The 26,990-nt window shown below is 65.8% G+C and carries 25 protein-coding genes and 2 tRNA genes; 7 read left to right on the plus strand and 20 right to left on the minus strand.

The window, feature by feature from the left end:
• The first annotated feature begins 70 nt into the window (after window positions 1-70).
• Complete coding sequence (locus VH569_RS26765; protein WP_246307237.1) at window positions 71-313, plus strand: hypothetical protein; 243 nt, start codon at window positions 71-73, stop codon at window positions 311-313.
• A gap of 321 nt (window positions 314-634) precedes the next feature.
• Here the strand turns inward: VH569_RS26765 and VH569_RS26770 are convergent, their stop codons facing one another.
• The 5 genes from VH569_RS26770 to VH569_RS26790 form a co-directional block, all read right to left on the minus strand.
• The gene (locus VH569_RS26770) at window positions 635-1,720 is read right to left on the minus strand and encodes a pyridoxal phosphate-dependent aminotransferase (RefSeq protein WP_423319321.1); all 1,086 of its coding nucleotides are present in this window, start codon (window positions 1,718-1,720) and stop codon (window positions 635-637) included.
• 162 nt (window positions 1,721-1,882) lie between these two features.
• Window positions 1,883-2,668, minus strand: a complete 786-nt coding sequence (locus VH569_RS26775) for an amino acid ABC transporter ATP-binding protein (RefSeq protein ID WP_098739765.1) — start codon at window positions 2,666-2,668, stop codon at window positions 1,883-1,885.
• Between the two features lie 30 nt (window positions 2,669-2,698).
• Window positions 2,699-3,805: an amino acid ABC transporter permease gene (locus tag VH569_RS26780; RefSeq protein ID WP_109047536.1), complete on the minus strand. Its 1,107-nt coding sequence runs from the start codon at window positions 3,803-3,805 to the stop codon at window positions 2,699-2,701.
• Window positions 3,806-3,810: 5 nt separating this feature from the next.
• Window positions 3,811-5,010 carry an amino acid ABC transporter permease gene (locus VH569_RS26785; protein WP_423319324.1) on the minus strand — a complete coding sequence of 400 codons (1,200 nt, stop codon included), beginning with the start codon at window positions 5,008-5,010 and terminating at the stop codon, window positions 3,811-3,813.
• A 215-nt stretch (window positions 5,011-5,225) separates the two neighbouring features.
• Window positions 5,226-6,245, minus strand: coding sequence for an amino acid ABC transporter substrate-binding protein (locus VH569_RS26790; RefSeq protein WP_109047534.1), 1,020 nt, complete (start codon window positions 6,243-6,245; stop codon window positions 5,226-5,228).
• A 402-nt stretch (window positions 6,246-6,647) separates the two neighbouring features.
• Between VH569_RS26790 and metC the strand changes: the two genes are divergently transcribed.
• The 4 genes from metC (at window position 6,648) to VH569_RS26810 (ending at window position 10,184) form a co-directional block, all read left to right on the plus strand.
• On the plus strand, window positions 6,648-7,826 hold the full coding sequence (metC, locus tag VH569_RS26795) for a cystathionine beta-lyase (RefSeq protein ID WP_423319326.1): 1,179 nt from the start codon (window positions 6,648-6,650) through the stop codon (window positions 7,824-7,826).
• 30 nt (window positions 7,827-7,856) lie between these two features.
• Window positions 7,857-8,291 (plus strand): phosphoribosyl-AMP cyclohydrolase, encoded by a 435-nt coding sequence (gene hisI, locus VH569_RS26800; protein WP_423319328.1) that lies wholly within the window; start codon window positions 7,857-7,859, stop codon window positions 8,289-8,291.
• 574 nt (window positions 8,292-8,865) lie between these two features.
• Window positions 8,866-9,549: a calcium-binding protein gene (locus tag VH569_RS26805; protein WP_423319330.1), complete on the plus strand. Its 684-nt coding sequence runs from the start codon at window positions 8,866-8,868 to the stop codon at window positions 9,547-9,549.
• A gap of 149 nt (window positions 9,550-9,698) precedes the next feature.
• Entirely contained in the window at window positions 9,699-10,184 is a 486-nt protein-coding gene (locus tag VH569_RS26810; protein ID WP_423319332.1) for a PRC-barrel domain-containing protein, read from the plus strand.
• A gap of 103 nt (window positions 10,185-10,287) precedes the next feature.
• Here VH569_RS26810 and VH569_RS26815 read toward each other — a convergent pair whose 3' ends face one another.
• Window positions 10,288-11,799, minus strand: a complete 1,512-nt coding sequence (locus tag VH569_RS26815; RefSeq protein ID WP_423319334.1) for a TRAP transporter large permease — start codon at window positions 11,797-11,799, stop codon at window positions 10,288-10,290.
• A gap of 18 nt (window positions 11,800-11,817) precedes the next feature.
• A complete protein-coding gene (locus tag VH569_RS26820) occupies window positions 11,818-12,357 on the minus strand; it encodes a TRAP transporter small permease subunit (RefSeq protein WP_423319335.1) in 540 nt (179 codons plus the stop codon).
• A 510-nt stretch (window positions 12,358-12,867) separates the two neighbouring features.
• On the opposite strand from VH569_RS26820, the gene VH569_RS26825 reads away from it, so the two are divergent.
• On the plus strand, window positions 12,868-14,559 hold the full coding sequence (locus VH569_RS26825; protein WP_423319337.1) for a methyl-accepting chemotaxis protein: 1,692 nt from the start codon (window positions 12,868-12,870) through the stop codon (window positions 14,557-14,559).
• A gap of 76 nt (window positions 14,560-14,635) precedes the next feature.
• Here the strand turns inward: VH569_RS26825 and VH569_RS26830 are convergent.
• The 3 genes from VH569_RS26830 to VH569_RS26840 form a co-directional block, all read right to left on the minus strand.
• A tRNA-Arg gene (locus VH569_RS26830) sits at window positions 14,636-14,712 on the minus strand.
• Between the two features lie 64 nt (window positions 14,713-14,776).
• Window positions 14,777-15,073 (minus strand): ETC complex I subunit, encoded by a 297-nt coding sequence (locus VH569_RS26835; protein WP_109050332.1) that lies wholly within the window; start codon window positions 15,071-15,073, stop codon window positions 14,777-14,779.
• A 75-nt stretch (window positions 15,074-15,148) separates the two neighbouring features.
• Window positions 15,149-15,226, minus strand: a tRNA-Pro gene (locus VH569_RS26840).
• A 155-nt stretch (window positions 15,227-15,381) separates the two neighbouring features.
• Here VH569_RS26840 and VH569_RS26845 point away from each other — a divergent pair.
• On the plus strand, window positions 15,382-15,786 hold the full coding sequence (locus VH569_RS26845) for a hypothetical protein (RefSeq protein ID WP_423319339.1): 405 nt from the start codon (window positions 15,382-15,384) through the stop codon (window positions 15,784-15,786).
• Here VH569_RS26845 and VH569_RS26850 read toward each other — a convergent pair.
• The 10 genes from VH569_RS26850 to tpiA all read right to left on the minus strand — a co-directional run bounded on the left by VH569_RS26850 (window position 15,755) and on the right by tpiA (window position 26,853).
• On the minus strand, window positions 15,755-16,987 hold the full coding sequence (locus tag VH569_RS26850; protein ID WP_395459648.1) for an ABC transporter permease: 1,233 nt from the start codon (window positions 16,985-16,987) through the stop codon (window positions 15,755-15,757). The two genes, VH569_RS26845 and VH569_RS26850, sit on opposite strands and share 32 nt — an antisense overlap.
• On the minus strand, window positions 16,984-17,727 hold the full coding sequence (locus VH569_RS26855; RefSeq protein ID WP_423319342.1) for an ABC transporter ATP-binding protein: 744 nt from the start codon (window positions 17,725-17,727) through the stop codon (window positions 16,984-16,986). Before VH569_RS26855 ends, VH569_RS26850 begins: the two co-directional genes overlap by 4 nt.
• Window positions 17,717-19,363: an efflux RND transporter periplasmic adaptor subunit gene (locus tag VH569_RS26860; protein WP_423319344.1), complete on the minus strand. Its 1,647-nt coding sequence runs from the start codon at window positions 19,361-19,363 to the stop codon at window positions 17,717-17,719. Before VH569_RS26860 ends, VH569_RS26855 begins: the two co-directional genes overlap by 11 nt.
• A gap of 91 nt (window positions 19,364-19,454) precedes the next feature.
• On the minus strand, window positions 19,455-19,898 hold the full coding sequence (locus VH569_RS26865) for a DUF192 domain-containing protein (protein ID WP_423319346.1): 444 nt from the start codon (window positions 19,896-19,898) through the stop codon (window positions 19,455-19,457).
• 114 nt (window positions 19,899-20,012) lie between these two features.
• Complete coding sequence (gene kdsA / locus VH569_RS26870; RefSeq protein ID WP_423319348.1) at window positions 20,013-20,840, minus strand: 3-deoxy-8-phosphooctulonate synthase; 828 nt, start codon at window positions 20,838-20,840, stop codon at window positions 20,013-20,015.
• Between the two features lie 127 nt (window positions 20,841-20,967).
• Entirely contained in the window at window positions 20,968-21,663 is a 696-nt protein-coding gene (locus VH569_RS26875; RefSeq protein WP_423319350.1) for a dienelactone hydrolase family protein, read from the minus strand.
• Between the two features lie 73 nt (window positions 21,664-21,736).
• A complete protein-coding gene (locus tag VH569_RS26880) occupies window positions 21,737-23,566 on the minus strand; it encodes an autotransporter domain-containing protein (protein WP_423319352.1) in 1,830 nt (609 codons plus the stop codon).
• Between the two features lie 165 nt (window positions 23,567-23,731).
• Entirely contained in the window at window positions 23,732-25,363 is a 1,632-nt protein-coding gene (locus VH569_RS26885; RefSeq protein WP_109050325.1) for a CTP synthase, read from the minus strand.
• A gap of 222 nt (window positions 25,364-25,585) precedes the next feature.
• Window positions 25,586-25,909 (minus strand): preprotein translocase subunit SecG, encoded by a 324-nt coding sequence (gene secG, locus VH569_RS26890; RefSeq protein WP_423319355.1) that lies wholly within the window; start codon window positions 25,907-25,909, stop codon window positions 25,586-25,588.
• Window positions 25,910-26,097: 188 nt separating this feature from the next.
• Window positions 26,098-26,853: a triose-phosphate isomerase gene (tpiA, locus tag VH569_RS26895; RefSeq protein ID WP_423319357.1), complete on the minus strand. Its 756-nt coding sequence runs from the start codon at window positions 26,851-26,853 to the stop codon at window positions 26,098-26,100.
• Window positions 26,854-26,990 lie beyond the last annotated feature (137 nt).

Consider the following 26,990-nt stretch of genomic DNA (forward strand, 5'->3'; position numbering starts at 1 on the left):
CTGTTGCGGACCGGCGCGTTCCTTCAGACAGGCGGAAGCTCCGCCATGACGAGCGTGAGGTGGGGCCTTGATGGGTTGGATCATTCGGACGCTGGTGTTGTGCTTCATCGTCGGCTTCGTGCTGTCGTTCCTGCGCATCGATCCGGCCAGCATCCTGACGAACAGCTGGCAGACGGTGCAGGACATCGCGGCACTGGTCATCGAAGCCGGGAGTTGGGCCCTGCCCTACATCCTGATCGGTGCGGTCGTGGTGGTGCCGCTGTCGCTGATCGGGTTGGTCATGCGCTGGAACCGCTCGCGTCCGCCCTCCTGAATCCGGACAAAAAAACAGGAGGCACCGGAACCGGGGCCTCCTGTGAAACAGGGAGGGTTAGAGACAGTCATAGGTCTACGCCCGATCACCCCTTCCTGCGTTGATGCATGTCAACGGACCGGCATTTTCCCCGACCTTTGCCGAAACTTCCGGCCGAAAAAAGAAAAAGCCGGAGCCATCCATGCGGATGCTCCGGCTCAGTGATACAGGGAGGTTTAGAGACGAGACGGAAATTATGCCGAAACGCATAGACCGTTCGTTGATCTGGATCAAAAGCGCTCAAATTTCCGGCAAGGCACGCGCATCGTCCCGCCGCTGTTCTCAGCCGAGAATCTCCGCCAGTGCCACCACCAGCGCCTTGTTCTCCTCTTCGCGGCCGATGGTGATGCGCAGGCAGTCCGACAGACCATATTCGGTCACCGCCTTCACCAGGATGCCGCGGTGGGCGAGATGGTCGATGACCGCCTGGGTGCCCAGCGACGGATCGGTCGGCACGCGCGCCAGCACGAAGTTGCAGACGCTTGGATAGACCCGCAGCCCGACCCGTTCCAGTTCTCGGGACAGCCAGGGCAGCCATTGCGCATTGTGGGCGAAGGTCGCCTCTTCATGCTCGGCGTCGCTCAGCGCGGCGGCGGCGGTCAGTTGGGCGGGCAGCGAGACGTTGAAGGTGCCGCGGATGGCGTTCACCGCCTCGATCACCGTCGCCGGACCGTAGCCCCAGCCGACCCGCAAGCCGGCCAAGCCATGCATCTTGGAGAAGGTGCGGATCAGCATGACGTTGTCGGAATTCTCGACGATCTCCGTCCCGTCGCTGTAATCCGGCAGGCGGCAGTAATCGGCATAGGCCGAATCCAGAACCAGCAGCGTGTGCGGCGGCAGTCCGGCGCGCAGCCGTTGCACGGCATCGGCCGGAATGTAGGTACCGGTCGGGTTGTTGGGGTTGGCGAGGAAGCAGATTCTGGTGCGCTCGCTGGCGCGGTCGATCAGCGCCTCGACATCCACCACCATGTCGCGTTCCGCCGCGATGATCGCGGTGGCGCCCGCGGCGCGGATCGCCTTGAGGAAGCCGCGATAGCCACGCTCGTGGCACAGCACCTCGTCACCGGGCCCGGCGAAGGCCTGCGCGACCAGATGGATCAACTCCTCCGACCCGGCGCTGCAGACTACGTGATCGACGTCGATGGAGTGGCGGCGCGCGATGGCGTGGCGCAGCGGTTCCTGGTCCCAGTCGGGATAGCAGTGGATGCGGGTCGCCGCCTCGCAATAGGCGTCCAGCGCCAGCGGGCTCGGGCCGAGCGGATTGTGGGTCAGCGAGAGGTCGATCCACCGGCGGCCGTCGCGTGGAGGGCGAGCGGGACGGTACGGCTTGATCTGGCCAACGCTGGGACGGGGGCTGAGCAGGTCCATAACCTCGGTCTCCGGTAGCGGATCGGTCGAACAGCACGTCAGGCGACCGATTGAACCGCAAACCGGTGCGCGACGCCACAGGACATTGCGCCGCGCACCCTAAGTCGAGGTGTTTTGTTTCCGGATGGCAGGCCGAACGGAACCGCCGGCCTGCCGTTCGTATCAGTGGTTTAGAATTTGGCTGAGGAAGAGGCGCGTGCGGTCCGACTTCGGATTGGAGAAGAACGCGTCCGGGGTGTCCTGCTCGACGATCTCGCCGCGATCCATGAAGATCACGCGGTCGGCGACCGACTTGGCGAAGCCCATCTCGTGCGTCACGCACAGCATGGTCATGCCGTCCTCGGCCAGACCGATCATGACGTCCAGCACCTCCTTGACCATTTCAGGGTCGAGCGCGGAGGTCGGCTCGTCGAACAGCATCACCTTCGGGCTCATGCACAGCGACCGCGCAATGGCGACGCGCTGCTGCTGGCCGCCCGACAACTGGCCGGGATATTTCTTGGCCTGCTCCGCGATGCGCACCCGCTTCAGGTAGCTCATCGCCCGCTCTTCCGCTTCCGCCTTCGGCATCTTGCGGACCCAGATGGGCGCCAGAGTGCAGTTTTCCAGCACGGTCAGGTGCGGGAACAGGTTGAAGTGCTGGAACACCATGCCGACTTCGCGGCGAACCAGTTCGATGTTCTTGAGGTTGTTGGTCAGCTCGATCCCATCGATGACGATCGTGCCCTTCTGATGCTCCTCAAGCCGGTTCAGGCAGCGGATCATCGTCGACTTGCCCGACCCGGACGGACCGCAGACGACGATGCGCTCGCCCTTCTGGACGCTGAGGTTGATGTTCTTCAGGACGTGGAACTCGCCGTACCACTTGTTGACGCCCGTGCAGCGGATGATTTCCTCGCCGCTGAGGGCGTGCTTCGGCTTGGCTGCCTGGGACATGGCCTGGGACATGGGTTCTCGTGTCTCCCTTGACGGCGAGGGTCAGCGGCGATGGCCGCGATTGAGATCGCGTTCGAGCTTCTGGCTGTATTTCGACATGCTGAAGCAGAAGATCCAGTAGATCACGCCGATGAACAGATAGGCCTCGCGGTAGAAACCGCGCCAGGACGGATCGGACAGCGCGGCCTTCGCCGTGCCGAGCAGATCGTACAGGCCGATGATGATGACCAGCGAGGTGTCCTTGAAGAAGCTGATGAAGGTGTTCACCAGCGGAGGGATGGCGACGGCCAGCGCCTGCGGCAGGATGATCTTGCGCATCTTCTGCCAATAGCTGAGCCCCAGCCCGTCCGCCGCCTCATACTGCCCCTTCGGGATCGCCTGCAGGCCGCCGCGGATCGCTTCCGCCATATAGGCGGCGGCGAACATGATGAAGGCGATCTGCGCGCGCAGCAGCTTGTCGATGGACACGCCGTTCGGCAGGAACAGCGGCAGCATCACCGACGCCATGAACAGCAGGCTGATCAGCGGCACGCCGCGAATCAGTTCGATGTAGGTGACGCACAGCACCTTGACCGCCGGCATGTTCGACCGGCGGCCCAGCGCCAGCAGGATCGACACCGGGAATGCCACGGCCAGACCGATCACCGACAGGATGATGGTCAGCGGCAGGCCGCCCCACAGCGTGTTCTCGACATAGGTCAGGCCGAAGACGCCGCCCCACATCAGGACCGCCACCAGCGCCAGCCCGGCGGCCCAGACCAGCCCGAACCACGGCTTCCAGAAGCGGCGGTCGCAGCTGGCGACCAGCAGGGCGATGAAGACGGCGATGGTCACCAGCGGCCGCCACTGCTGTTCCCACGGGAACATGCCGAACATGATGAAGCGCAGCTTCTCGCTGATGAAGCCCCAGCAGGCGCCGCCGGCATCCTGCCGGCAGACGGTTGAGGTCGCGTCGAAGCCGTGGGCGCGGAACAGCAGCCAGTTCATGAAAGGCGGAATCGCCGACGCCAGCAGCCCCAGGACCAGAATGGTCAGGATGGCGTTGTACCAGCTGTTGAACAGGTTGTTGCGCAGCCACGCAATCGGGCCGACGGTGTTGGCCGGCGGACGTTCGTCCGGCAGGCCGACGCTTTGCACGTTGTCGGTCATGGCCGTTACCGCTCCACCAGCGCGATGCGCTTGTTGTACCAGTTCATGAAGATCGAGATGCTGAGGCTGATGACCAGATAGGTGCCCATGATCATCGTCACGCCTTCGATGGCCTGACCGGTCTGGTTCAGCGTCGTGTTGGCGATGGACACCAGATCGGGATAGCCGATGGCCAGCGCCAGCGAGCTGTTCTTCGTCAGGTTCAGATACTGGCTGGTCAGCGGTGGCACGATCACGCGCAGCGCCTGGGGCAGGATCACCAGACGCAGCGTCGGGCTGCCCGGCAGGCCGAGGGCACGGGCCGCCTCGGTCTGGCCCCAGTTGACCGCCTTGATGCCGCTGCGCACCACCTCGGCGATGAAGGCCGCGGTGTAGAGCGTCAGTCCGGTCAGGATGGCGAAGAATTCCGGAGATATGGAGGCGCCGCCGGTGAAGTTGAAGCCGGCAAGCTTCGGCACGTCCATCGCGAGCGGTGCGCCGCCGGCAAGCCAGGTCAGGACCGGCAGGCCGACGATCAGGCCGAGGCCGGCCCAGCCCGCCGGGAACGGCTGCCCGGTGCGCGCCTGCCGTGCCCTGGCCCAGCGCGACACGCCCCAGGCGGCGACGATGCCGACCAGCAGGGCGATGCCCATGTTGGTCCAGACCGGATCGGGCGCGGGCACCGGCACGCGCAGGCCACGCTGCGACAGGAAGACGCCCGGGATCGGGTTCAGCGCCTGGCGCACCGGCGGCAGGCCGTCCGACACCAGCGCGTACCAGAAGAACAGCTGCAGCAGCGGCGGGATGTTGCGGATGATCTCGACATAGGTCGAGGCCAGCTTGGCGATCAGCCAGTTGCTGGACAGGCGGGCGACGCCGATGATCGTACCGATGATCGTCGCCAGGATGACGCCGATGATCGACACCTTCAGCGTGTTCAGCACGCCGACCAGGAAGGCCCGGCCATAGCTGTCCTTCGGCGAATAGTCGATCAGCGACTCGCCGATGCCGAAGGCCGCTTCACGCTCCAGGAAATGGTACCCAGTCGCGATCGAGCGCCGCGCGAGGTTGTCGAGCGTGTTTGAAATCAGGAACCAGCCGACCAGGACGACCGCGCCGACCACCAGAATCTGGTAGACGATGGCGCGGAACGTCGGGTCGCTGAGGGAAAACGATACGCCACCCGGCGGCGGAGCGCCTTGGGTGGTCCGGGTCTCGGTCGCCACGGACTACTCTCCCCCAACCATCGCGCCCCATACGGTGCCCACGCGGTCCCGGACGTTCTTCCGGGCATTTCCCACACCGTAGGGAATGCGACATGTCTCCCAAATGCGGCCCCCTGCGCAGGCGCTTCGCTGGCGCCCTTCGCGACCGCTCCCAAAAGAACCGGAAGGCCGCCCCCGGCAACGGGCTGCGGGCGGCCTTCAGACGGTGACGTGCCTTACCGGAACGGCTGCGCGTACATCAGGCCACCCTTGGTCCACAGCGCGTTCAGGCCGCGCTCCAGCTTCAGCGGGGTGCCCGGGCCGACGTTGCGGTCGAAGATCTCGGCATAGTTGCCGACCTTCTTCACGACGTTGTAGGCCCACTTCTCGTCCAGGCCCAGGGCCTTGCCCATGCCCGGCGAGGTGCCGAGGAAGCGCTGGATGTCCGGGTTCTTCGAGTTGGTGAACTCGTCGACATTCTTGGAGGTGATGCCGAACTCTTCCGCCTGGATGGTGGCGAAGACGGTCCACTTCACGATGTCGAACCACTGGTCGTCGCCATGGCGCACGGCCGGGGCCAGCGGCTCCTTGGAGATGACTTCCGGCAGGATGACGTGGTCGTCCGGAACCGGGGCGACACCGGCGCGGGTGCCGGCCAGACCGGACACGTCGGTCGTCAGCACGTCGCAGCGGCCAGCGAAGTAGGCGGCGTTCACCTCGTCGTTCGACTCGATGACGACCGGGTTGTAGGTCATGTTGTTGGCGCGGAAATAGTCCGCGAGGTTCAGTTCGGTCGTGGTGCCGGACTGGACGCAGACGGTGGCGCCGTTCAGCTCCTTGGCGCTCTTCACGCCCAGCTTCTTCGGAACCATGAAGCCCTGGCCGTCGTAATAGGTGACGGGGGCGAAGTTCAGGCCGACCGAGGTGTCGCGGGTCAGCGTGGCGGTGGTGTTGCGCGACAGCAGGTCGACTTCGCCCGACTGGATGGCGGGGAAACGCTGCTGGGCGGACAGCGGGGTGAACTTGACCTTGTTGGCATCGCCGAAGATGGCGACGGCGACGGCACGGCAGTAATCGACGTCCAGGCCGGTCCAGTTGCCGGCGCTGTCGGGGTTGCCGAAGCCCGGAAGGCCGGCGTTCACGCCGCACTGCACGAAGCCGCGCTGCTTGACGGTGTCCAGCGTGGCAGCGCCGGCGACGGCGCTGGCGGAAACGACCACGGCCGCTGCGGCGGCGGCCAGGAACCCTGACTTCATATTATGAACTCCACCCTGTTCTTGCGTTCTTCGCTTTGAGCGGTCTGATGACGCGCTTGGTCACGCCGGCTCCATAATCCAACCGGAACGACCCTGCCGGACCGATCCGCCTGACAACCCGGCGGACCGATCCCCATGGACCCGTCCTGTGAGGATCGCGACGCAGCCATGCGCGTGGGACAAGAGTGTATCAACTTGATCCGGCTTGTCGAATCCTCTGTGCATTGGTGGTGTTACCAGAACATCCCGTCCGCTGACGGCCGTTGCGCGCAATCCGCGATGGCGGCGGGGCGTCCGGGGTGACACAATGTTCGGCCGCGCCCGCACCGCCTGCCCTGGGGTTCTCCCGGCTACGGCGGACTCGGACGGGCCGGATTGCCGCTCCAGCCAAACGGACAGTCGATGAAGGACGTCACCAAGGACACGATTCTCGTGCATGCCGGCCGCGACCCGCGGAACAACCACGGCATCGTCAACCCGCCGGTCTATCATTGCTCGACCGTGCTGTTCCCGACCTTGGACGCGCTGGAGGAAAGCGACCGGAACATGCTGACCAGCGTGAACTACGGTCGCATGGGCACGCCCACCACCTTCGCCTTCGAAGAGGCGGCGGCTGAACTGGAAGGCGGCTACAGGTCGGTGAACACCGGCTCCGGCCTCGCCGCCATCGCCATCGCGCTGTCCGCCTTCACCAAGGCCGGCGACCATGTGCTGATCACCGACAGCGCCTATGGCCCCACCCGCCGCTTCGCCAAGGAGACGCTGATCCCCTATGGCGTGGAGGTGGAGTTCTACGATCCCTGCATCGGCGCCGGCATTTCCGCCCTGCTGCGGCCCAACACCAGCGTGGTCTTCCTCGAATCGCCGGGCTCCCTGACCTTCGAGGTGCAGGACGTACCGGCCATCGCCGCCGCTGCAAAGACGGTCGGCGCCACGGTGATGATCGACAACACCTGGGCGACCCCGCTATTCTTCCGCCCCTTCGACCACGGCGTCGATCTGTCGATCCACGCCGCGACCAAATACATGGTCGGCCATGCCGATGCGATGCTGGGCGTCGTCACCTGCCGCGACGAGGAAAGCTGGACCGCGGTCAAGAAGACCGCCACCCGTTTCGGCGTCTGCGGCGGGCCGGACGACCTCTATCTCGGCCTGCGCGGCCTGCGCACCCTGTCGGTGCGCATGCGCCAGCACCAGGAGAGCGCACTGGCGCTCGCCGACTGGCTGGCGGCCCGGCCGGAGGTGACGCGGGTGCTGCATCCCGCCCGTCCCGACTTCCCCGGTCATGAACTGTGGAAGCGCGATTTCACCGGCTCCAGCGGCCTGTTCTCGGTGATCGTCAATCAGGTGCCGCGCAAGGCGCTGGCGGCGATGCTGGACGGGATGGAGCTGTTCGGCATGGGCTACAGCTGGGGCGGCTTCGAGAGCCTGATCCTGCCGACGCGGCCGGCGGCGGTGCGCTCCGCCACCCGCTGGACCGATCCGGGTCAGGTTCTGCGCCTGCACGCCGGGCTTGAGAGTCCCGACGACCTGATCCGCGATCTTGAGGCCGGCTTCCGGCGGATGGCCGCCGCCCTTTGAGTGCGGCGGACAGTTGAGGAGTGATTTGCCATGACGGAAACACCGTCGACCGAGCCCGGCCCGTTTGAAGAGGTGCTGGCCGCGATCCGCTTCACCGCCGATGGGCTGGTGCCCGCCATCGCCCAGGCCGAGGGCAGCGGCGAAATCCTGATGATGGCCTGGATGAACCGCGATGCGGTGGTCGAGACCCTGTCCACCGGCCGCGTCTGCTACTGGTCGCGGTCGCGCGGCGGGCTGTGGCGCAAGGGCGAAACCTCCGGACAGGTGCAGCGGCTGAAGGATTTCCGGGTGGATTGCGACGGCGACACACTGCTGCTGATCGTCGAGCAGGACGGTGTCGCCTGTCATACCGGCCGGCGCAGCTGCTTCTATCGCGCCTGGCGCGACGGAAAGCTGGAGACGATCCAGGCGGTCGAAACCGATCCGTCCATCCTCTATGGCGGCCATTCGCACAGCCACGGCTGAGAGATCCGACTTGAAAAGGGCTGGGAAGGGAGCCGATTCGCCACGGCGGGTGCGTTTGTTGATCCACATCAAAGCAGCACCCCTGCCGAAGGGTATACACACCTTCTTGTCTCTAACCCTCCCTGTATATGACTGCACCGGGCGCTCCTTTGGACGCCCGGTTATTTTTTGCCTTCAGGGCCGCATCCGAAACTTCGGACAGCACCCGGCGCTTTTGCGTCACGGAACCTCTTTCGGACGATCCGCTCCGGCACCCTGTTTGGCCGGTGGCATACCGCCTCGCCTGCCCGCGCATCGCCTTGGTCAGCCGAGCCTGTGCCGTTCCGCAGCTGAAAACCTGCCCATATGGGAGAGAAAGTCTTTATTCAGTCACAGAAAGATCCTGCTTTCGACCACAAAAACAACGAATAAAGAAGCAGTTCATTTCTTTAATTCGATCAAGTTTCAATTATCTGTGTCATCTCATCCGCCCCCCTTTGTATTGCCCCTTTATCGCTTTTCGACCGCCCGGGACCCATGGTTAACATCTGGTTAATCGTTAACAGCACGTTAACGGCACTGATGGAGAGACGCCATGCGCCAGTTTTGGGGGACTTCGAACAACGACGCCATGACCGGCACCGCCTTTGATGACCGTCTCGACGGACTGGATGGCGACGACCGCATCAACGGCGCCGGCGGAAACGACCAGCTGTATGGCGAACGGGGAAATGACTCGCTGATCGGCGGTCTGGGCAACGACCAGCTGCATGGCGGCGACGGCAACGACTGGCTCGGCGACCCCTATGGCGGCAACGAGGCCGGCAACGATTCGATGTGGGGCGATGCCGGCAACGACCAGCTGTTCGGCGGCGAAGGCAACGACTGGCTGGACGGCGGCACCGGCGACGACATCTTGAAGGGGATGCGCGGCGACGACACCATGATCGGCGGCGCCGGCAACGACACGCTGTATGACAGCTACCGCGACGGAGGTGCCGACCTGTTCCGGCCGGGCACCGGTGACGACACGATGGTCAGCTACACCGATGGGCAGGTCGACCGCTTCCTGATGGAGCAGGCGACCGGCGGCTTCGGCCACGACACCATCAGTTACTTCGAGCGGGGGATCGACCAGATCGAATTCCATGGCTACAGCGCGGGCCAGATGTCGCTGACCTCCAGCGGCTTCCAGTCGACCTTCACCTTCGCTGACGGCTCGTCGCTGACCGTCGATCAGGTCGGGCTGACCGCCGGCCACGATTTCATCTTCACCTGACCTTTCCGGTTCCCCTGTCCGGCCCCCTATCCAGAAGGAGGTCTCTCGTGGGCGATGGGGTCACCCCGTCGGCGCGGGGGACCTCCGGCCACGCTCGTGCTGTTGTAGGGGCGGACACTTCCGCGCCGTCAGCAAAAAGGCCAAAAACGATGGACCACCGCCGCCTTTCCCTGCGCACGCTCCTCCCCGCCCTGCCGGCCCTGGCTCTCCTGCCGGTTCTGGCGTTGGGTGCCTGCGCCAGCTCCGACATGGGCGGTGTCCCGTCGGCGGAGGTCGCGACCCAGCCTCCGGTGGAACTGGTCGGGCTGACAGTGCAGACACCGGACGGCCGCCGCATCCTCGGCAACGTCACCGACCTCGTGATCGGGCCGACCAACCGGGTGGAGCAGGCGATCATCACCGTCGGCGCCCCCCGTTTCCCGAACGAGCACAAGGTGACGGTCGCCAGCGACAATCTGCGCTATGCCCGCAACCGTCAGGCGGTGATCCTCACCGGCATGACGGCGGAACAGTTCGCCGCACTGCCGCCCACCGCCGGAAGCGACCGCATGGTGTCGCTCGGCAGCAATGGGGTGGTTCTGCCTGCCGGTACCGCACCGACCAACTGGGCCGGGGCAACGACCCCGACGCGCTGACCCTTTCCCAAACGGAAACGCACCAATAAGAAAGGGGGGCCGTATGAACCGGCCCCCCTTTTGCTGCCCAGATTTTACTGTCTGGCTTTAGCGACGCTTCCCATCACTTGCCCTGAAGCTGCTTCATGATGTCGTCCGCCGGGCTCTGCTCCGACTGGCCCGGAGCGCCGAAGGGCGGAGCCACGTCCTGATTGTCGAAGGCCGGAATCTCGATCTTCACGTCGTTCAGGTTGATCACCGGTCCCTTGTCGCGGCCGGCATCGACCAGCTGCGGGAAGCCGATGACGAGACCGACCATGATGATCTGGATGATCACGAAGGGAACCGCACCCCAGTAGATCTGGCCGGTGGTGATCTTCCCGATCTTCCTGCCGGTGACCTTGTCGATGTAGTCCATCTTCGGCGCCACCGACCGCAGGAAGAACAGCGCGAAGCCGAAGGGCGGGTGCATGAAGCTGGTCTGCATGTTGACGCCCAGCAGGACGCCGAACCAGATCAGGTCGATGCCCAGCTTGTCCGCCACCGGTCCCAGCAGGGGGACAATGATGAAGGCCAGCTCGAAGAAATCGAGGAAGAAGGCCAGGACGAAGACCAGGATGTTGCAGACGATCAGGAAGCCCAGCTCGCCGCCCGGCAGGCCGATCAGCAGATGCTCCACCCAGAGGTCGCCGTTGACGGCGCGGAACACCAGGCCGAACACGGTCGAGCCGATCAGGATGAACACCACGAAGGACGACAGCTTGGCGGTCGAATCCATCGCCTGACGCATCAGGTTCCAGCTGAGCTGACGCTTGGCGAGCGCCAGCAGGATGGCGCCGGCGGCCCCCATGGCGCCGCCCTCCGTCGGGGTGGCGATGCCGATGAAGATGGTGCCCAGCACCAGGAAGATCAGCACCAGCGGCGGAACCAGCGAGGTGATGACCCGCAGCAGAAGCTGGGCTCCGCGCAGCGTGCGGGCTTCCGGCGGCAGTGCCGGAACCATCTCCGGCTTGATGATGCTGGTGAGCAGGATATAGCCGGTATAGAGGCCGGTCAGCACCAGACCGGGGATCAGGGCGCCGGCATACATGTCGCCGACCGACCGGCCGAGCTGGTCGGCCAGCACGATCAGCACCAGCGACGGCGGAATGATCTGGGCCAGCGTGCCCGACGCCGCGATGACGCCCGATGCGACCCGGCGGTCATAGCCATAGCGCAGCATGATCGGCAGCGAGATCAGGCCCATGGAGATGACCGAGGCCGCGACCACGCCGGTGGTCGCAGCCAGCAGCGCGCCGACGAAGATCACCGCATAGGCCAGACCGCCGCGGATCGGACCGAACAGCTGCCCGATGGTGTCGAGCAGATCCTCGGCCATGCCGGATCGCTCCAGAATCAGGCCCATGAAGGTGAAGAAGGGAATCGCCAGCAGCGTGTCGTTGCGCATGATGCCGAACACACGTTCGGGCAGCGCCTGCATCAGCGCCGGGGTCAGCAGACCCAGCTCGATGCCGACCAGACCGAACACCAGACCGTTGGCCGCCAGGGCGAAGGCGACCGGAAATCCCATCAACAGGAAAAGCACCAGGGCGCCAAACATCACCGGCGCCATATTGGCGGATATGAACTCTACCATCTGGGGGGCTCCCGGTCCTTAGGAGTGGCTGTGCATCTTCTCGCCCGGCTCGTCACGATGGCCGGTGAGGAAGGCGATGCGCTTGATCAGTTCCGACACACCCTGTGCGGTGAGCAGGAAGAAGCCGACCGGGACCAGGAGCTTCGCGGGCCAGCGGATCAGACCGCCGGCGTCGCTCGACATTTCATTGGTCAGGAAACTGTCCATGAACATCGGCCAGGACAGCACCATGATGAGGATCGTCATCGGGAACATGAAGACCAGGATGCCGAAGATGTCGACCCAAGCCTGGAATCGCCTCGAGAAACGGCCCAGCACGATGTCGATGCGGATATGTTCGTTGCGCAGGAAAGTATAGCCGGCGCAGAGCAGGAACACCGCCGAGAACAGATACCATTGGAGTTCCAGCCAAGCGTTGGAACTGGTGTTCAATCCATAGCGGATGACCGCATTGGCCGAGCTGACGATGACGGCGACCAGCACGAGCCAGTAGGCGAGCCTGCCGATGCCTTCGTTCACGGCATCGATCAGCCCGCTTAGTCTGAGCAGACCTCTCAAAGGAGAAACCTCCCTGTTGCGGGGGCGCGGCCTTGGCCGTCCCCTTTTGCTTTTGTTGCAGCCGCATAGGCGCGGCAGGTCGCAACCCTCTCTCGTTCGGAGGGTATACCAAAAGATAGGATTTGAAGGGACTATTCCTTTCCCGCCTCCCAGCGGCAAGGGCTACGTTGGAGCTACGTAGAATCCCGTAGATCCCCGCTTTCCATGTTGGGGCCGGACCGGATCCAGGGCACGGAAACCGTGGGCATTTTGCAAAACGCAATCCGCATATTGCCAAATCGCGATAATCCAGAATGCATCCCGTGATCGGGGAAAGCAGATAGAATATTGGATTCAAACAATATTTGATCGGCAGAAATCGCAACGCCATATGGCGCGCCTTTTGCTCGATTTGCGGAGAAGGTGAGCGGACATGCCTCACTTCCGTAAGAGTTGAGGAACCATGCAGGCCCGCACCCTTAACCGGGGAAAATGCAGGTCGAGAGAAACCTCAGATCAGGAGCACCAGCCATGGCGTCGATTTCAAACCTTTCAGTCAAGTCACGGACGCTTCTTGCGATCCTAACCCTTCTGGTATGCACGGCTGGTCTCGGCATATTCTCCTTGATCAAACTCTCGACAATCAACGAAGAGGCCGCCGATGTGCGCGACAACTGGTTGCCATCGGTCTCAGCAATTTCCAGACTTTACACGACTTTCGACTATTATCGCACATTGGAAGGCGCTCATCTGATCGCATCCACCGATGAAGATATTAGGAGCGAGGACAAAGCACTTCTGGAAAGCGCCGACAGGATCGAACAACGGCGGATGGATTACCAAAAGCTTTTGACACCGGGCTGGGAAACCGAGACCTACCAGAAATTCGTCACGAGCTATCAAACCTACATGAAAATCAGCCGGGAGCAGCTTCTGCCGCTGTCACGCAAGAACGACAATGATGGTGCCGGCGCCATATATCGCGGTTTGTCGCGGGATGAGTTCCGAACCTCCAAAGAACTTCTTCAGTCTCTGATGGACTTCAACGCCGCCGAAGGCAAACGTGCGGCCGACCGCGGTGAACAGGTCTACCGAACCAGCAAGCTGTGGGTCACCGCTATCCTGGTGCTGGTCGTTGCCATCTGCGTGGGCGTGGCCTGGATGATCGTCAACACGGTGATCCGGCCGATTCAGACGATCACCTCGATGATGGGGCGCCTTGCTGACCGCGACATGACGGTTTCCATCGATGGGACCGACCGTGCCGACGAACTGGGCGCCATGGCCCGTGCGGTGCAGGTGTTCAAGGACAACATGATCGAGGCCGACCGCCTCGCTGCCGCCGAGGCTGCCGAGCAGCAGGCCAAGACGCGCCGCGCCCAAGCCGTCGAGCGGTTGCTCACCGGCTTCGAAAATTCCTCGACCGCCGCCCTGCGCACCGTGGCAGCCGCCGCGTCGGAGTTGGACGCCACCGCGCACAGCATGTCGGCGATGGCCCAGCAGACCAGCACCCAGGCCACCGTCGTGGCGTCGGCKGCCGAGCAGACCAGCGCCAACGTCCAGACCGTCGCCACCGCCACCGAAGAGATGGCCAGTTCSATCCGCGAGATCGGCACCCAGATCGCCCGCTCCGCCGACATCGCCGGCAAGGCGGTGAGCGAGGCCAGCCAGACCAGCRAYGCGGTCCGCAGTCTCGCCGAAGCCGCGCAGAAGATTGGCGAGGTSGTCGGCCTGATCACCGACATCGCCAGCCAGACCAACCTGCTGGCGCTGAACGCCACCATCGARGCGGCACGKGCGGGAGAGGCYGGCAAGGGCTTCGCCGTGGTCGCCAGCGAGGTGAAGAGCCTTGCCGGCCAGACGGCCAAGGCGACGGAGGAGATCGCCAGCCAGATCGGCGCCATCCAGCAGACGACGCAGGGCGTGGTGACGGCGATCACCGGCATCGGCGGCACCATCGGCAGCATCAACGACATCACCACCGCCATTGCCGCCGCCATCGAGGAGCAGAGCGCCGCCACCAACGAGATCTCCCGCAACGTCCAGCAGGCCGCGGCAGGGACGCAGGAAGTGACGGGCAGCATCGTTCAGGTGACACAGGCGGCGGGCGAGGCAGGCAATGCCGCCGGTCAGGTGCTGACCGCCGCCGGCGAGTTGTCCCGGCAGGCCGAACTGATGCGCCGCGATGTCGAAACCTTCCTGGGCGACATCAAGGCCGCCTGAGCGCCAGCCTCCCGACCGCAAGCGAAAAGCCCCGCCGAAGCGGGGCTTTTCGCTGTTTTGAAACGGACTGCCGAGATGGCGACCCCAGCTGGATTCGAACCAGCGACCTGCCGCTTAGAAGGCGGCTGCTCTATCCAACTGAGCTATGGGGCCTTATCCTGCTTTCTCCCCGGATGCCGGTCGCGACTCGGGTCGATACCGGCTGCCGAATAGGCTATCAGAAGCGCGGGCGGTCGGTGCGGAAGTTGTCGGCGTAGTTGCGCGGACGGACGCGGCGGACCGCAGCCTCCTGCACGGTATAGCTCCAACCCTCGCGCTCCGCGAAGGCGATGGCCTCTTCCTTGGTCTCGAAGGACAAGCGCACCTGGTTCAGCGTGTCGCCGGAGCTGGTCCAGCCCATCAGCGGTTCCGGACGGCGCGGCGTCTCGATCTCGTAATCCAGCATCCAACGGTGAGTCTTGGCCCGGCCGGATTGCATGGCCGTCTTGCTCGGCTGATAGATCCGGACGTTCATGGCTCGCTCGTCTCCCCAAATGCCTGCCGTTGCGTCCTGGCTCCATGGCTTGGACGCGGATTTGTCCTCTGGCGATGGTCGGGGCGCCCGGATTCGAACCGGGGGCCTCCAGTACCCAAAACTGGCGCGCTGACCAGACTGCGCTACGCCCCGTCGCCGCGTTGTGAGATACACGAACGCCACGCCCACGGCAAGCGGAGGGCGCACCGCTTTCGCGGTCTTTTCCATCCCGCCTGCCCTGCCGGTCGTTCGCTGCGGCATTCGGTCGCTCAACAGCCTGTCGTCAACACCGTTCCGGATCCGTTTCGTTGCCATCACTCACCCCCGCACCGCTCGCCATCTTCCTGTTCCAGCCGGACCTTGCCGACCGGCCGGACCGCCGCTCGGCCATCGACCTCGCCCACGAACTGCTGCGAACAGGTGCTGCGGTGGATGTGGTGGCGCCGATGGGCGGAGGGCCGCTGCGCGCGGAGCTGGATCCCGCCGTCGGGCAGATCGACCTTGCCAAGCGCCATGCCGCCACATCCCCTCTCGCCCTGGCGCGCATGGTGGCGGAACGGCAGCCGGCGCTGCTGGCCGTTCCGCGGGAGGTGGTCTGGGTCGGCCGGCTAGCGCTGTGGCTGGTGCGCAGCAAGGTGCCGCTGGTCGTGCTGACGGGCGAAATGGAGACCGACCTAGCGGCTATTCGTGCCGCAGCGCCTCGATCGGGTTGAGGCGGGCAGCCCGTCTGGCGGGGTACAGGCCGAAGAACACGCCGACGATACCGCTGACCACCACCGCCAAAACGACCGAGTCGATCTGGATCAGCGTCGGCCATCCGGCCAGAGCCGCGACTCCCATGGCGGTGCCGATGCCGAGCGCCACGCCGACGGCGGCGCCGATCAGCGACAGGGTGGTCGATTCGATCAGGAACTGCACCAGGATGTCGCGCCGCCTCGCCCCAATCGCAAGCCGCAGCCCGATCTCCCGCGTGCGCTCGGTCACCGACACCAGCATGATGTTCATGATGCCGATGCCGCCGACCAGCAACGAGACCGCCGCCACGGCGGCCAGCAGGAAGGACAGGGCGCGTGACGAGGCATCGCGGGTCGCCGACACCTCCGACAGGTCACGCATCCAGAAATCGTCGTCCTGGCCGGCAACCAGCCGGTGGCGCTGGCGCAGCAGGTCGCGGATCTGCGCCTGGGCCTCGGCCATGTCGGTGCCGTCGCGCATCTTCACCACCATGGTGTGGATGAAGCGCGGATTGCTTTTCGCCATGCCTGGAATGTTGCGCTTGGCGGTGGACAGCGGCACGAAGATGACATCGTCCTGGTCCTGTCCCTGGGTGTTCTGCCCCTTCTCCGCCAGCACGCCGACAACGGTCAGCGGGGTGGAGAAGACCCGCACCGGCTCGCCGATGGGGTCGCCGCCGCCGAACAGGTTGCGCACCACCGTCTGGCCCAGCACCACCACCTTGTTGGCCTGTGCCACATCCTCGTCCGACAGACCGCGCCCCGTCGCGACATTCCAGTCGCGGGCATCCATATAGTCGGGCGTGATGCCGAACAGCACGGTGCCCCAATTCTGGTTGCCGGCGACGATCTGCAATCCCCAGCGCACCGACGGAGCCGTCACCACCACGCCGGGGATCTCCGACAGCACCGCCAGCGCATCGTCCTCCGTCAGGGAAGAGGCCGTGCCGGCGCCCAGCTTCACACCGCCCCGGGCGATGCTGCCCTGCCCCACCATGATCAGGTTGGTGCCCAGGCTGGCGATCTGGCGCAGCACCTGATCGCGTGCTCCGGCGCCCACCGCGACCATGGCGATCACGGCGGCCACGCCGATGACGATGCCCAGCATGGTCAGCGCGCTGCGCAGCGGGTTGGCCCGCAGCGAATCGAGCGCGGCGCGCAGGGCGTCCCAGGCGGTCATGCCGCAGCCTCCGGCGTCTGGTTCACGTCGTCGATCAGCCGGCCGTCACGGAAGTTCAGGACGCGGGACGCGAAGCGCGCCACCTCCGGCTCATGCGTCACCAGCACGATTGTGATGCCGCGGCGGTTCAGCCGCTGGAACAGGCCGATGATCTCCAGGCTGGTGGCGCTGTCGAGCGCACCGGTCGGCTCGTCGGCCAGCAGCAGCAGCGGGTCGTTGACCAGCGCGCGGGCGATGGCGACACGCTGCTGCTGTCCGCCGGAAAGCTGGGTCGGCCGGTGCCTTGCCCGCTCGCGCAGCCCCACCGAGTCGAGTGCGGCGAGCGCCCGCTCGACCCGCTGGGTATGGCCGACGCCGGCATAGACCATCGGCAGCATGACGTTGTCGAGCGCCGTCTGCCGCGGCAGCAGGTTGAAGGATTGGAAGACGAAGCCGATGCTGCGGTTCCGCACCGCCGCCAGCGCGTCGGAGGATAGTCCGGCACCCTCTTGCCCCGCCACCTCCTGCCGATCCAGCCGGTAGGTACCCGAATCCGGGCGGTCCAGGCAGCCCAGCAGGTTCATGAAGGTGGATTTGCCGGACCCCGACGGCCCCATCACCGCAACGAACTCGCCACGGTGGATGACGACGGAGACATCGTCCAGCGCATGGACGATCTGCGGCCCCATGCGGTAATGGCGGGTCAGGCGCTCGACCGTAATCAGAGGCGCAACCTGAGGTTCGGCCGGTTCAGAAACCAAGGCGCGGTCCCCGGCGGGTGTCCCGGTCGGCGGCGAGGATGCCGGTGATGACCTCCTGCCCCGCCCGCAGGTCGCCGGACACCAGTTCGGTGAAGCTGCCGTCGCCGATGCCGAGCCGCACCGGCACACCGACAGGGCTCCCGTTGCCGGGGCTGGGCACCCAGACGGTGCGCGTGGCTTCGGCTGCCCGGCCGGGATCGATCAGCGACTCGAAGCGGTCGCGCTGCGCCGGGTCGAGCAGTCCGGCCATCCGCTCCAGCGTCGCGGTGCGGATGGCGTTGGCCTCCACCCGGCGGCGCTCCGGATCGCCGCCTTCCGCATCCAGTGCTGTGAAGCGCTCGCGGGCCTCGGCGACCAGGGCGGCGATGTCGCGCCGCTTGATCTCGTCCAGCTTCAGCCCGTCCGTCACCCGCTTGGCGGCAGCCTCCAGCGCCGCGGCACCGCGCCCGCCATTCAGGCCGCCGGTGGTCGGCGCCGGCGCATCGGCGGAAGACTCGACGCCCGGCGGACGGAAGCGCAGGGCGGCGTTCGGCAGCTTCACCGCCGATGGCCGTTCATCCACCGTGATGCGCAGGTTGGCGGTCATGCCGGGCAGCAGCCGCAGCTCCGGATTCTCCACCGTGATGACGACGATGTAGGTGACGACGGTCTGGTCCTCCTTCGGCGCCAGCCGCACCTGCGCCACCCGGCCGGTGAAGCTGTCGCCGGGGAAGGCGTTGACGGTGAAACGCACCGCCATCCCTTCGCGGACCCGGCCGATGTCGGCCTCGTCGATATTGGCCAGCACCTCCATCTGCCGCAGATCCTGGGCGATGGTGAACAGGGTGGGCGCCGACAGGCTCGCCGCCACCGTCTGGCCGGTGCTGACCGCCCGGTTCACCACCACGCCGTCGATGGGCGAGCGGATGACCGAGCGGTTGAGGTCGACACGGACCAGTTGCAAGGCTGCCTCGCGCTGGGCCACCTGGGCACGGGCGACCTCCACCTGGGCGGCGGCAACCGCCAGCGAGGCTTCGGCGGATGCCTCCGCCGCTTCGGCCTGCCGCTTCTGCGCACGGGCGGCGATCAGCTGGGCCTGGGCGCTGTGGGCCGCGGTCTCCGCCTTTTCCAGATCGGCGGCGGCGACCACGCCACGGCCCTGCAGGTCGCGCCGCCGCCACAGGTCGCGCTCCGCATCGCGTTGGGCAAGGTCGGCGCGGACGATCTGCGCGTCGGCATTGGCAATGCTGGCGTTGGCATTGGCGAGATCGGCCCGCGCCTTGTCGAGCAGGGCCTGCTGCTGGATCAGCGCCGCCTTGGCGGAATCGACATCGGCACCGGCCTGGGCCAGCCGCGCGGCCAACTGGTCGCCGTTCAGCCGGGCAAGGATCTGCCCGCTGGTGACCCGGCTGTTGAAATCGGCGTAAAGCTCGGCGATCTGGCCGGAGAGTTGCGAACTGACCTCAACCGTCACCAGCGCGCTCATGGTGCCGGTGGCGGTGATGGCGCTGACCAGCGGACCTTGCTCCACCCGCGCCAGCCGATAGGCCGGTCCCGGCTCGGCCCGCGCCAGCACGACATAGGCGGACAGGCCGGCTGCGGCGCTGAGCGCCAGTCCGAGAAAAATCGCCGCCCGCCTGCCTGCTCCCTTGGCCATCGCGCCCCTCCGCACCGCGCCACCTGCACGATGAATCTGGGAGAGTTTACGCGAAAGTCATGGGCTGGGGGGCCGTCTTTCGGCTTTCGGCTTACGGCTTGGCAATGTCCGGCGAGACCACCCGGTCGCCGGGACGGATGCCGAGCCGCGAGGCCATGCCGCCGTTCAGTTCCAGGATCGCCTTGACCGGGCCGTCGGAGCTGACGGAGTCCAGCGATTCCGGCACCGCCCGCTCATGGATGTTCACGATGCGGCCGTCGGCGGCGATGAACAGCATGTCCAGCGGAATCAGGGTGTTCTTCATCCAGAAGCTGGCGGGCTGAACCCGGTCGTAGACGAACAGCATCCCGGCATCGGCGGCCATCGACTGACGAAACATCAGCCCCTGGGCCTGCTGGCCGGGCGTCAGCGCCAGTTCGATGTCGAAGCGGAACTTGCCGCCGCCGGCCGTCTCGACGGTCAGCTTGGATTTCTGGAAACTCTCCAGCGCCAGTGCCGGGAAGGCGACCACCAGCAGCAGGAGTGCCGCCACCACACCCCGAAAACTCCGACCGACCATCATGCATGTCCCCGAAGGCTGTCTTGACCCGTGGATGCGGGAGAGGCGCCAGTGAAGCACGGCGCCCCGCCCCAGCCAAATTAAGCCTGTTTAGGACTTCGCCAGACGGTCGAAGGCCTGGAGCTTCGCCAGCAGGGCCGGCATGTCCGTCAGCGGAACCATGTTGGGACCGTCGCTGGGCGCGCAGTCGGGGTTCTCATGCGTCTCCATGAAGACGGCGGCGACGCCGACGGCGATGGCGGCGCGGGCCAGGACCGGGACGAACTCCCGCTGGCCGCCCGAGGTGGTGCCCTGTCCGCCCGGCTGCTGGACGGAATGGGTGGCGTCGAACACCACCGGGAAACCGGTCTCCGCCATGATCGGCAGCGACCGCATGTCCGACACCAGCGTGTTGTAGCCGAAGCTGGCGCCGCGCTCGCACAGCAGCACGCGCTCGTTGCCCGAGGCGACCAGCTTGGCGGCGACGTTCTTCATGTCCCACGGCGCCAGGAACTGGCCCTTCTTGACGTTCACCGCGCGGCCGGTTTCGGCGGCGGCGATCAGCAGGTCGGTCTGCCGGCAGAGAAAGGCCGGGATCTGCAGCACGTCCACAGCCTCGGCGACCGGGGCGCACTGGGTGGATTCATGCACGTCGGTGATGACCGGGCAGCCGAACCGCTCGCGGATTTCCGCGAAGATCGGCAGGGCCTTGTTCATGCCCAGACCGCGCGCGGTGGCGATGGAGGTGCGGTTGGCCTTGTCGAAGCTCGACTTGTAGATCAGCCCCATGCCCAGCGCGCGGGTCATCTCCACCAGAGCGGACGCGGTCTCCATCGCATGGTCGCGGCTTTCCATCTGGCAGGGGCCGGCGATCAGGACGAAGGGACGGTCGTTGGCAATGGTCAGGTCGCCGACCTGAACGGCGCGCGGCGTGGTCATCGGAGTGCTCCAAAACAAATCGAGGCGAGAGGGCGCCGCCCTCCCGCGCTCACCCGACAGGGGTTCGGGCAAGGGTCGGAAGACCCTTGCATCCCACTATTCAGGAAATCGGTCAACGGCGCTGGCGTCAGGCCAGATGCGTCCGGAAGAACTCCACCGTCAGCCGGTTCGCCTCGTCGGCGGCATCACGGTCGTAATGCTCGCCGCCCGGCCGGGCGAAGGCATGGTCCATGCCCGGATAGACCTTGGCGGTCACCCATTCGTTGTCCTTCACCCCGGCGACCACCGCATCGCGCTTGTCGGGGCTGGAGAACTTGTCGTTCTCCGCGATGTGCAGCAGCAGCGGCTTGCCGATCTTCCCGGCCTCGCCCAGCAACCCTTCCAGCCCGACGCCGTAATAGCCGACATTGGCATCGGCGTCCGACCGCGTCGCCATCATGAAGGCCAGCCGGCCGCCCAGGCAGTAGCCGACGCTGCCGGCCTTGCCGGTGCAGCCGTCGTGACCACGCACCCAAGCCAGTGCTGCTTTGAGGTCGTCCACCGCCTTGTCCTGATCCATGCCGTTCAGCAGGGCGAAGGCCTGGTTCCATTCCTCTTGCGTCTTGTCGGTCAGCTGCACGCCCGGCTGCTGGCGCCAGAACAGGTCCGGGCACACCGCCAGGAACCCCTGAGAGGCGTACCAGTCGCACATCTCGCGCATCACCGCGTTGACGCCGAAGATCTCCTGAATAACCACCAACCCGCCGGCTGGGGTCACCGTGGGCTTGGCGACATAAGCGGAAAAGCGACCGCCATCGGCGGCGTCGATCATCACGTCGGACATAGTGCTTCTATCCTCCCGTAGGCAAATCCGCCCCTGATATGGAGCGGACTTGCCCCGGGTCACCTGTCTTTCGTCAGAAACCGACGCTGACTCCAACGAAGCCGCCGAAATCGCGGCGGTTCTCCTCGCCCAGCCGGGCATTCAGGCCCAGCGTGCCGGTCACCGACTCCGCCAGCTTGAAGGAGGCGCCGGCAGTCAGGTCGACATAGCTGCGGTCCGGCTTCGCCACCGCCACGTCATAGGCCAGCGTGGAAATGCTGCGGCTTTCCACCGTGATGGAGCGCTGGTCGTCCTTGAACTCCCGGTTCAGCGTCACCTTGGCATAGGGCAGGACGCTGCCGAAATCATAGGCCGCCTGATAGCCGATGCTGCCGACCAGCGAGTTGCGCGTCTGCGAGCGGTAGGTGAAGCCGAACAGGCTGTTGTCCTCGCTGAACCCTTCCACCTCGACATGCTGGTAGCGCAGGCCCAGCACCGGGCCGTGGGTCAGCGCGCCGGTCATGAACTCATAGCCACCCTCGGCGCCGATGGAGGCGTTGATGCCCTCGGTGTTGCCGCTGGTCGAATGGTCAGTGCCGTTGATGCTGACACCACGGCGCAGGTCGTAGTCCGCGAAGCCGATGGAGCCGACGCCGTTCACGAAGGCGCCGCCCATGCGGTAGACGCCGTAGCCGCTCAGCACATACTCCCGCTGCTTGTAATCGCCGCCGGTGGAGAAGCTGCCGCGGTAATGCGACGCCGTGCCGGCCACGCCGAGCAGCAGGTTTTCGGTGAAACGCTTGTCGATGCCGACGCTGACCGACAGCGGCGTCCCGCGCACCTCCGCCTGACCGCCGGCACCGGGGTCGCCGGTGCGGTCGCTGGTCAGCCGGCCGACCCCGCCGCTGATCCAGGCGCCGCTGGTGCCGGGCTTCCGGCTCCACAGGCTGGTCGCCGCCTGGGCCAGGATGGTGGAGGTCAGCCGGTCGCGGGTGTGGATCGGCGATTCGGCGAGTTGCGCCACATTGCCGGGGGCGGTCAGCGCGTTCAGCACGAAGTCCGACACGGCGCGATGCCCGGCCGTGGTCGGATGGACGCCATCGGCGAACAGGTAGGTCTGGGCCGCGTTGGGCGCCACCAGCGTCCCGGAGGTGCAGAGCAGCGAACTGCTGGTGGTGCAGGCAGTGCCGGTCACATTGGTGAAGCCGAAGGCCGCCGGATCGGCCACTGCCGCCCGCAGCAGGGAATAGGTGTCGATGGGAATGACCGATACGCCGGCATTCGCCAGACCCAGCGTGACCAGCTGGTTATAGCCGCTGACCAGCTGCGTAATCTGTGCCGCCGCAGTGGCACCCTGCGCCCGCCCGAGCGGCGTCGATCCGATGTCCGGCACCGTCGGCACCAGGATCGTGCGCGCCCCGGCGGCGCGCAGACGCGCGACCTGCGTCACCAGATCGCCGGCAGCCTGCGTCACCGTCGCCTGTGCGGTGGCCGGGTTGTTGAGTGCCGTGAAGATGTCGTTCGCTCCACCCCAGACGGTGTAGAGCGCATTCGGATCGGCCCGGCCGCCGCTGGAGGCGAGATAGCCGGAGATCTGCGTCGCCACGCTGGGAGCGAGCGCGGTCGGGCCGGTCGCCGGAAAACCGACCGAGGTGTTCACCCGTGCGCCGCCGACCGCATAGTCGGTGCCGCCCCGCGCCGCCGTGGTGGCAGAGGTGCCGAGCGCCCCGGCGACGGTCTCCGCCCACACCGGCCCCGGGTTGGTGGTGAACTTGCCGCCGACGGGCAGCAGCGACTGGAACGCGCCGCTGTCGGTCAGGCTGTCGCCGAAGAAGATGGTGGAGGAGTAATCCGCCGCAGCGGCCGGGACCGCGGCGACCGCGGTCAGACAGGTGGCGAGCGCGGCGATCCTGACGCGATTCATGGCCCTTCCCCGATCAGATTGTTTGATTATCCGATTTTCAGAGGATCGTCGCACAAGGGTATCGGGCGCGCAAGACACCTGACGTATGGGGAAGGTTGCCGGCAGCAAAAAGCCCCGCCGGTGAGGGCGGGGCTTCCGTAGCCGAGGACGGTCAGTCCGAAAAGGTCAGACCAGCCGGCTCTGATCGATGGCCGCCTTGATGAATGCGGTGAACAGCGGGTGCGGCTCGAACGGCTTGGACTTCAGTTCCGGGTGGAACTGCACGCCGATGAACCAGGGATGGTCGGGGATCTCGACGATCTCCGGCAGTTCCCCGTCCGGCGACAGGCCGCTGAACTTCATGCCGCAGCGCTCCAGACGCTCCTTGTAGTACACGTTCACCTCATAGCGGTGACGGTGCCGTTCGGAGATGTCGGTGGTGCCGTAGATCTCGGCGACCTTGCTGCCGTCCAGCAGCTTGGCCGGATAGGCGCCCAGACGCATGGTGCCGCCCAGATCGCCGACTTCGGCACGGCGTTCCAGCGTGTTGCCGCGCATCCACTCCGTCATCAGGCCGACGACCGGGTTGCCCGGCTTGCCCAGCTCGGTGGAACCGGCATCCTCGATCTTCGCCATGTTGCGGGCGGATTCGATCACCGCCATCTGCATGCCGAAGCAGATGCCGAAGTACGGCACCTTGCGCTCACGCGCAAACTGGGCCGCCCGGATCTTGCCTTCCGTGCCGCGGGAGCCGAAGCCGCCCGGCACCAGGATGCCATGGACGTTCTCCAGCCGCTTCACCGCAGCATCGTCGTCCTCGAAGATCTCCGAATCGATCCAGTCGAGGTTGACCTTGACGTTGTTGGCGATGCCGCCATGGGTCAGCGCCTCGGCCAGCGACTTGTAGCTGTCGAGCAGGCTGATGTACTTGCCGACCACCGCGATGGTGACCTCGCCCTGCGGCTTGCGCACCCGATCCATGATGCGGGTCCAGCGCGACAGGTCCGGCTCCTTGTCGGTCGGCAGGCCGAAATAGCTCAGGACCTGGGTGTCGAAGCCTTCCTCATGGTAGCTGATCGGCACCTGGTAGATCGAGTCGACGTCAAGCGCCGCGATTACCCGCTCCGGACGGATGTTGCAGAATAGCGCGATCTTCTTGCGCTCGTTCTCCGGAATAGGACGGTCGGCGCGGCACAGCAGAATGTTGGCCTGGATGCCGACGCTCAGCAGTTCCTTCACCGAATGCTGGGTCGGCTTGGTCTTCAGCTCGCCGGCGGTCGGGATGTAGGGCAGCAGCGTCAGGTGGATGTAGAGCACGTTCTCCTGGCCGACCTCGTTGCCGAACTGGCGGATCGCCTCCAGGAAGGGCAGCGACTCGATATCGCCCACCGTGCCGCCGATCTCGATGAGGACGAAGTCCTCGTCGGTGGCGTCGGCGCGGATGAACTCCTTGATCTCGTCGGTGATGTGCGGAATGACCTGGACGGTGCCGCCCAGGTAATCGCCGCGACGCTCCTTCGCGATCACGGTGGAGTAGATGCGGCCGGTGGTGATGTTGTCGCCCTTGCGGGCCGACACGCCGGTGAAGCGCTCGTAATGGCCGAGGTCAAGGTCCGTCTCGGCCCCGTCGTCGGTCACGAAGACCTCGCCGTGCTGATACGGGCTCATCGTGCCGGGATCGACGTTCAGGTACGGGTCCAGCTTGCGCAGCCGCACCTTGTAGCCGCGCGTCTGGAGAAGCGCCCCAAGCGCCGCCGATGCCAGACCTTTGCCCAGCGAAGAAACGACGCCACCGGTGATGAAGATGTAGCGAGTCATGTCCGTCCGAAGAGCTTGAGAGCTGTTCCATGTCCCCAGAGGGGACGGATTTGCCATGTCCCCAGAGGGGGCGGAGTTTCCATGTCCCCCGATGGGGGCGAATGTTCCAGTCCCCGGAGGGCCGCCGCGGCGTCAGCCGCAATCAACCCTCAAAAGAAAGAGGCGGCTTCGGGGAGGCCGCCTCGCTGTCCGCTTCGCACCCGTGCGCTGGGAACTGTCCCGTTACTGGGACACCGGCGGCGCGGGTTGGGCCGGAGCGACCGGCTGGGCCGGGGCCGCCGGGCTCGCCGGCAGCGTGTCGATGATCGACGCCGGGCGCGAATGGCCGCCGGCCAGGATCGCCAGCACGATGCTGGTGGCGAAGAAGCAGCCCGCCAGAATGCCGGTGGTCCGCGTCAGCAGGTTGGCCGTGCCGCGGGTGCTCATCATGCCGCCCATCGTGCCGCCGCCGATGCCGAGCCCGCCGCCTTCCGACCGCTGGATCAGGATCACACCGACCAGCCCGACGGCGATCAGCAGATGAATGACCAGAATCACCGATTCCATGCGATGCTCACCCCACACCATCCCAAAAATCGAATAGCGCGCCACAGGCCGTCTTAAGGGCCCGTGGCSCGCGCCCATTGTTTGTACCGCGCCATCGCGCGATATGCCAGCGCCAAAATACCTGAGCCTTATCCGTTGGCGGCATGGCTGACACCGATTGCGCGCCATGCCGCAAGGGAAGGCCGGCGTCAGCGGCAGGCGGTGCCGATGGCCCAGAAATCGTCGGCCTTCAGCGACGCACCGCCGACCAGAGCGCCGTCGACATTCTCCACCGCCATCAGCTCCGCCGCATTGCTCGGCTTGACCGAGCCGCCATAGAGGATGCGGACCTTGGCGGACCCGGCGATCTTGCCGTCCAGCTCGGCGCGGATATGGGCGTGCATCGCCTTCACATCGTCCGGGGTTGCGGTCTTGCCGGTGCCGATGGCCCAGACCGGCTCATAGGCGATGACGGTGTTCTCCGCCGTCGCACCGGCGGGAATGGAACCGGCCAGTTGGCCCGACACCACGGCGTTGGCCTGACCGGCATCGCGCTGCCCCTCGGTCTCGCCGACGCAGACGATGGCGACGAGGCCCTCCTTGTGGGCGGCCACCGCCTTGGCATTCACCACGGCATCGCTCTCGCCATGGTCGGCGCGGCGCTCCGAATGGCCGAGGATGACGAAGCGGCAGCCGGCGTCCTTCAGCATGGTCGGTGCAACGTCGCCGGTGTGGGCGCCGGAGGTTTTCGGCGCACAGTCCTGGCCGCCCAGCGCCAGCGGGCTGTCGGCGATCGCCTCGCCCACCGGGAACAACAGCGGAAAGGGAGGGCAGACCAGCATGTCGAAAGCGACCGGCCCGGCGCCCTTCAGCCGGCCGGCGAGGTCGGAGGCGAGATCCAGCGCGTCGGCCTTCAACCCGTTCATCTTCCAGTTTCCGGCGATCAGCTTCCGGTTGGCGGTCATGGTCGTTTCCTTCTTGTCTCGGCTTTATATGGGAACTTGCGGAACGTTCTTGGCCTCTCGTGACCAAAGCCCATAGCAAGCCCGCTGCGGAAATTCCACTCACCCGACCGGCACATCGCCCCCCGAAAGCCATAAGA

This window comes from Azospirillum sp. 11R-A, assembly GCF_049472615.1.
Taxonomy (GTDB): domain Bacteria; phylum Pseudomonadota; class Alphaproteobacteria; order Azospirillales; family Azospirillaceae; genus Azospirillum; species Azospirillum palustre.

What these genes read in the sequence shown, in the direction of transcription:
- VH569_RS26810 (WP_423319332.1), top strand. Translation starts at nt 9,699, where the DNA reads ATGGACCACCGCCGCCTTTCCCTGCGCACGCTCCTCCCCGCCCTGCCG.
- VH569_RS26815 (WP_423319334.1), bottom strand. Translation starts at nt 11,799, where the DNA reads ATGGTAGAGTTCATATCCGCCAATATGGCGCCGGTGATGTTTGGCGCC.
- VH569_RS26790 (WP_109047534.1), bottom strand. Translation starts at nt 6,245, where the DNA reads ATGAAGTCAGGGTTCCTGGCCGCCGCCGCAGCGGCCGTGGTCGTTTCC.
- metC (WP_423319326.1), top strand. Translation starts at nt 6,648, where the DNA reads ATGAAGGACGTCACCAAGGACACGATTCTCGTGCATGCCGGCCGCGAC.
- kdsA (WP_423319348.1), bottom strand. Translation starts at nt 20,840, where the DNA reads ATGACCACGCCGCGCGCCGTTCAGGTCGGCGACCTGACCATTGCCAAC.
- hisI (WP_423319328.1), top strand. Translation starts at nt 7,857, where the DNA reads ATGACGGAAACACCGTCGACCGAGCCCGGCCCGTTTGAAGAGGTGCTG.
- VH569_RS26850 (WP_395459648.1), bottom strand. Translation starts at nt 16,987, where the DNA reads ATGACCGCCTGGGACGCCCTGCGCGCCGCGCTCGATTCGCTGCGGGCC.
- VH569_RS26765 (WP_246307237.1), top strand. Translation starts at nt 71, where the DNA reads ATGGGTTGGATCATTCGGACGCTGGTGTTGTGCTTCATCGTCGGCTTC.
- secG (WP_423319355.1), bottom strand. Translation starts at nt 25,909, where the DNA reads ATGGAATCGGTGATTCTGGTCATTCATCTGCTGATCGCCGTCGGGCTG.
- VH569_RS26780 (WP_109047536.1), bottom strand. Translation starts at nt 3,805, where the DNA reads ATGACCGACAACGTGCAAAGCGTCGGCCTGCCGGACGAACGTCCGCCG.
- tpiA (WP_423319357.1), bottom strand. Translation starts at nt 26,853, where the DNA reads ATGACCGCCAACCGGAAGCTGATCGCCGGAAACTGGAAGATGAACGGG.
- VH569_RS26835 (WP_109050332.1), bottom strand. Translation starts at nt 15,073, where the DNA reads ATGAACGTCCGGATCTATCAGCCGAGCAAGACGGCCATGCAATCCGGC.
- VH569_RS26805 (WP_423319330.1), top strand. Translation starts at nt 8,866, where the DNA reads ATGCGCCAGTTTTGGGGGACTTCGAACAACGACGCCATGACCGGCACC.
- VH569_RS26880 (WP_423319352.1), bottom strand. Translation starts at nt 23,566, where the DNA reads ATGAATCGCGTCAGGATCGCCGCGCTCGCCACCTGTCTGACCGCGGTC.
- VH569_RS26885 (WP_109050325.1), bottom strand. Translation starts at nt 25,363, where the DNA reads ATGACTCGCTACATCTTCATCACCGGTGGCGTCGTTTCTTCGCTGGGC.
- VH569_RS26770 (WP_423319321.1), bottom strand. Translation starts at nt 1,720, where the DNA reads ATGGACCTGCTCAGCCCCCGTCCCAGCGTTGGCCAGATCAAGCCGTAC.
- VH569_RS26775 (WP_098739765.1), bottom strand. Translation starts at nt 2,668, where the DNA reads ATGTCCCAGGCCATGTCCCAGGCAGCCAAGCCGAAGCACGCCCTCAGC.
- VH569_RS26860 (WP_423319344.1), bottom strand. Translation starts at nt 19,363, where the DNA reads ATGGCCAAGGGAGCAGGCAGGCGGGCGGCGATTTTTCTCGGACTGGCG.
- VH569_RS26875 (WP_423319350.1), bottom strand. Translation starts at nt 21,663, where the DNA reads ATGTCCGACGTGATGATCGACGCCGCCGATGGCGGTCGCTTTTCCGCT.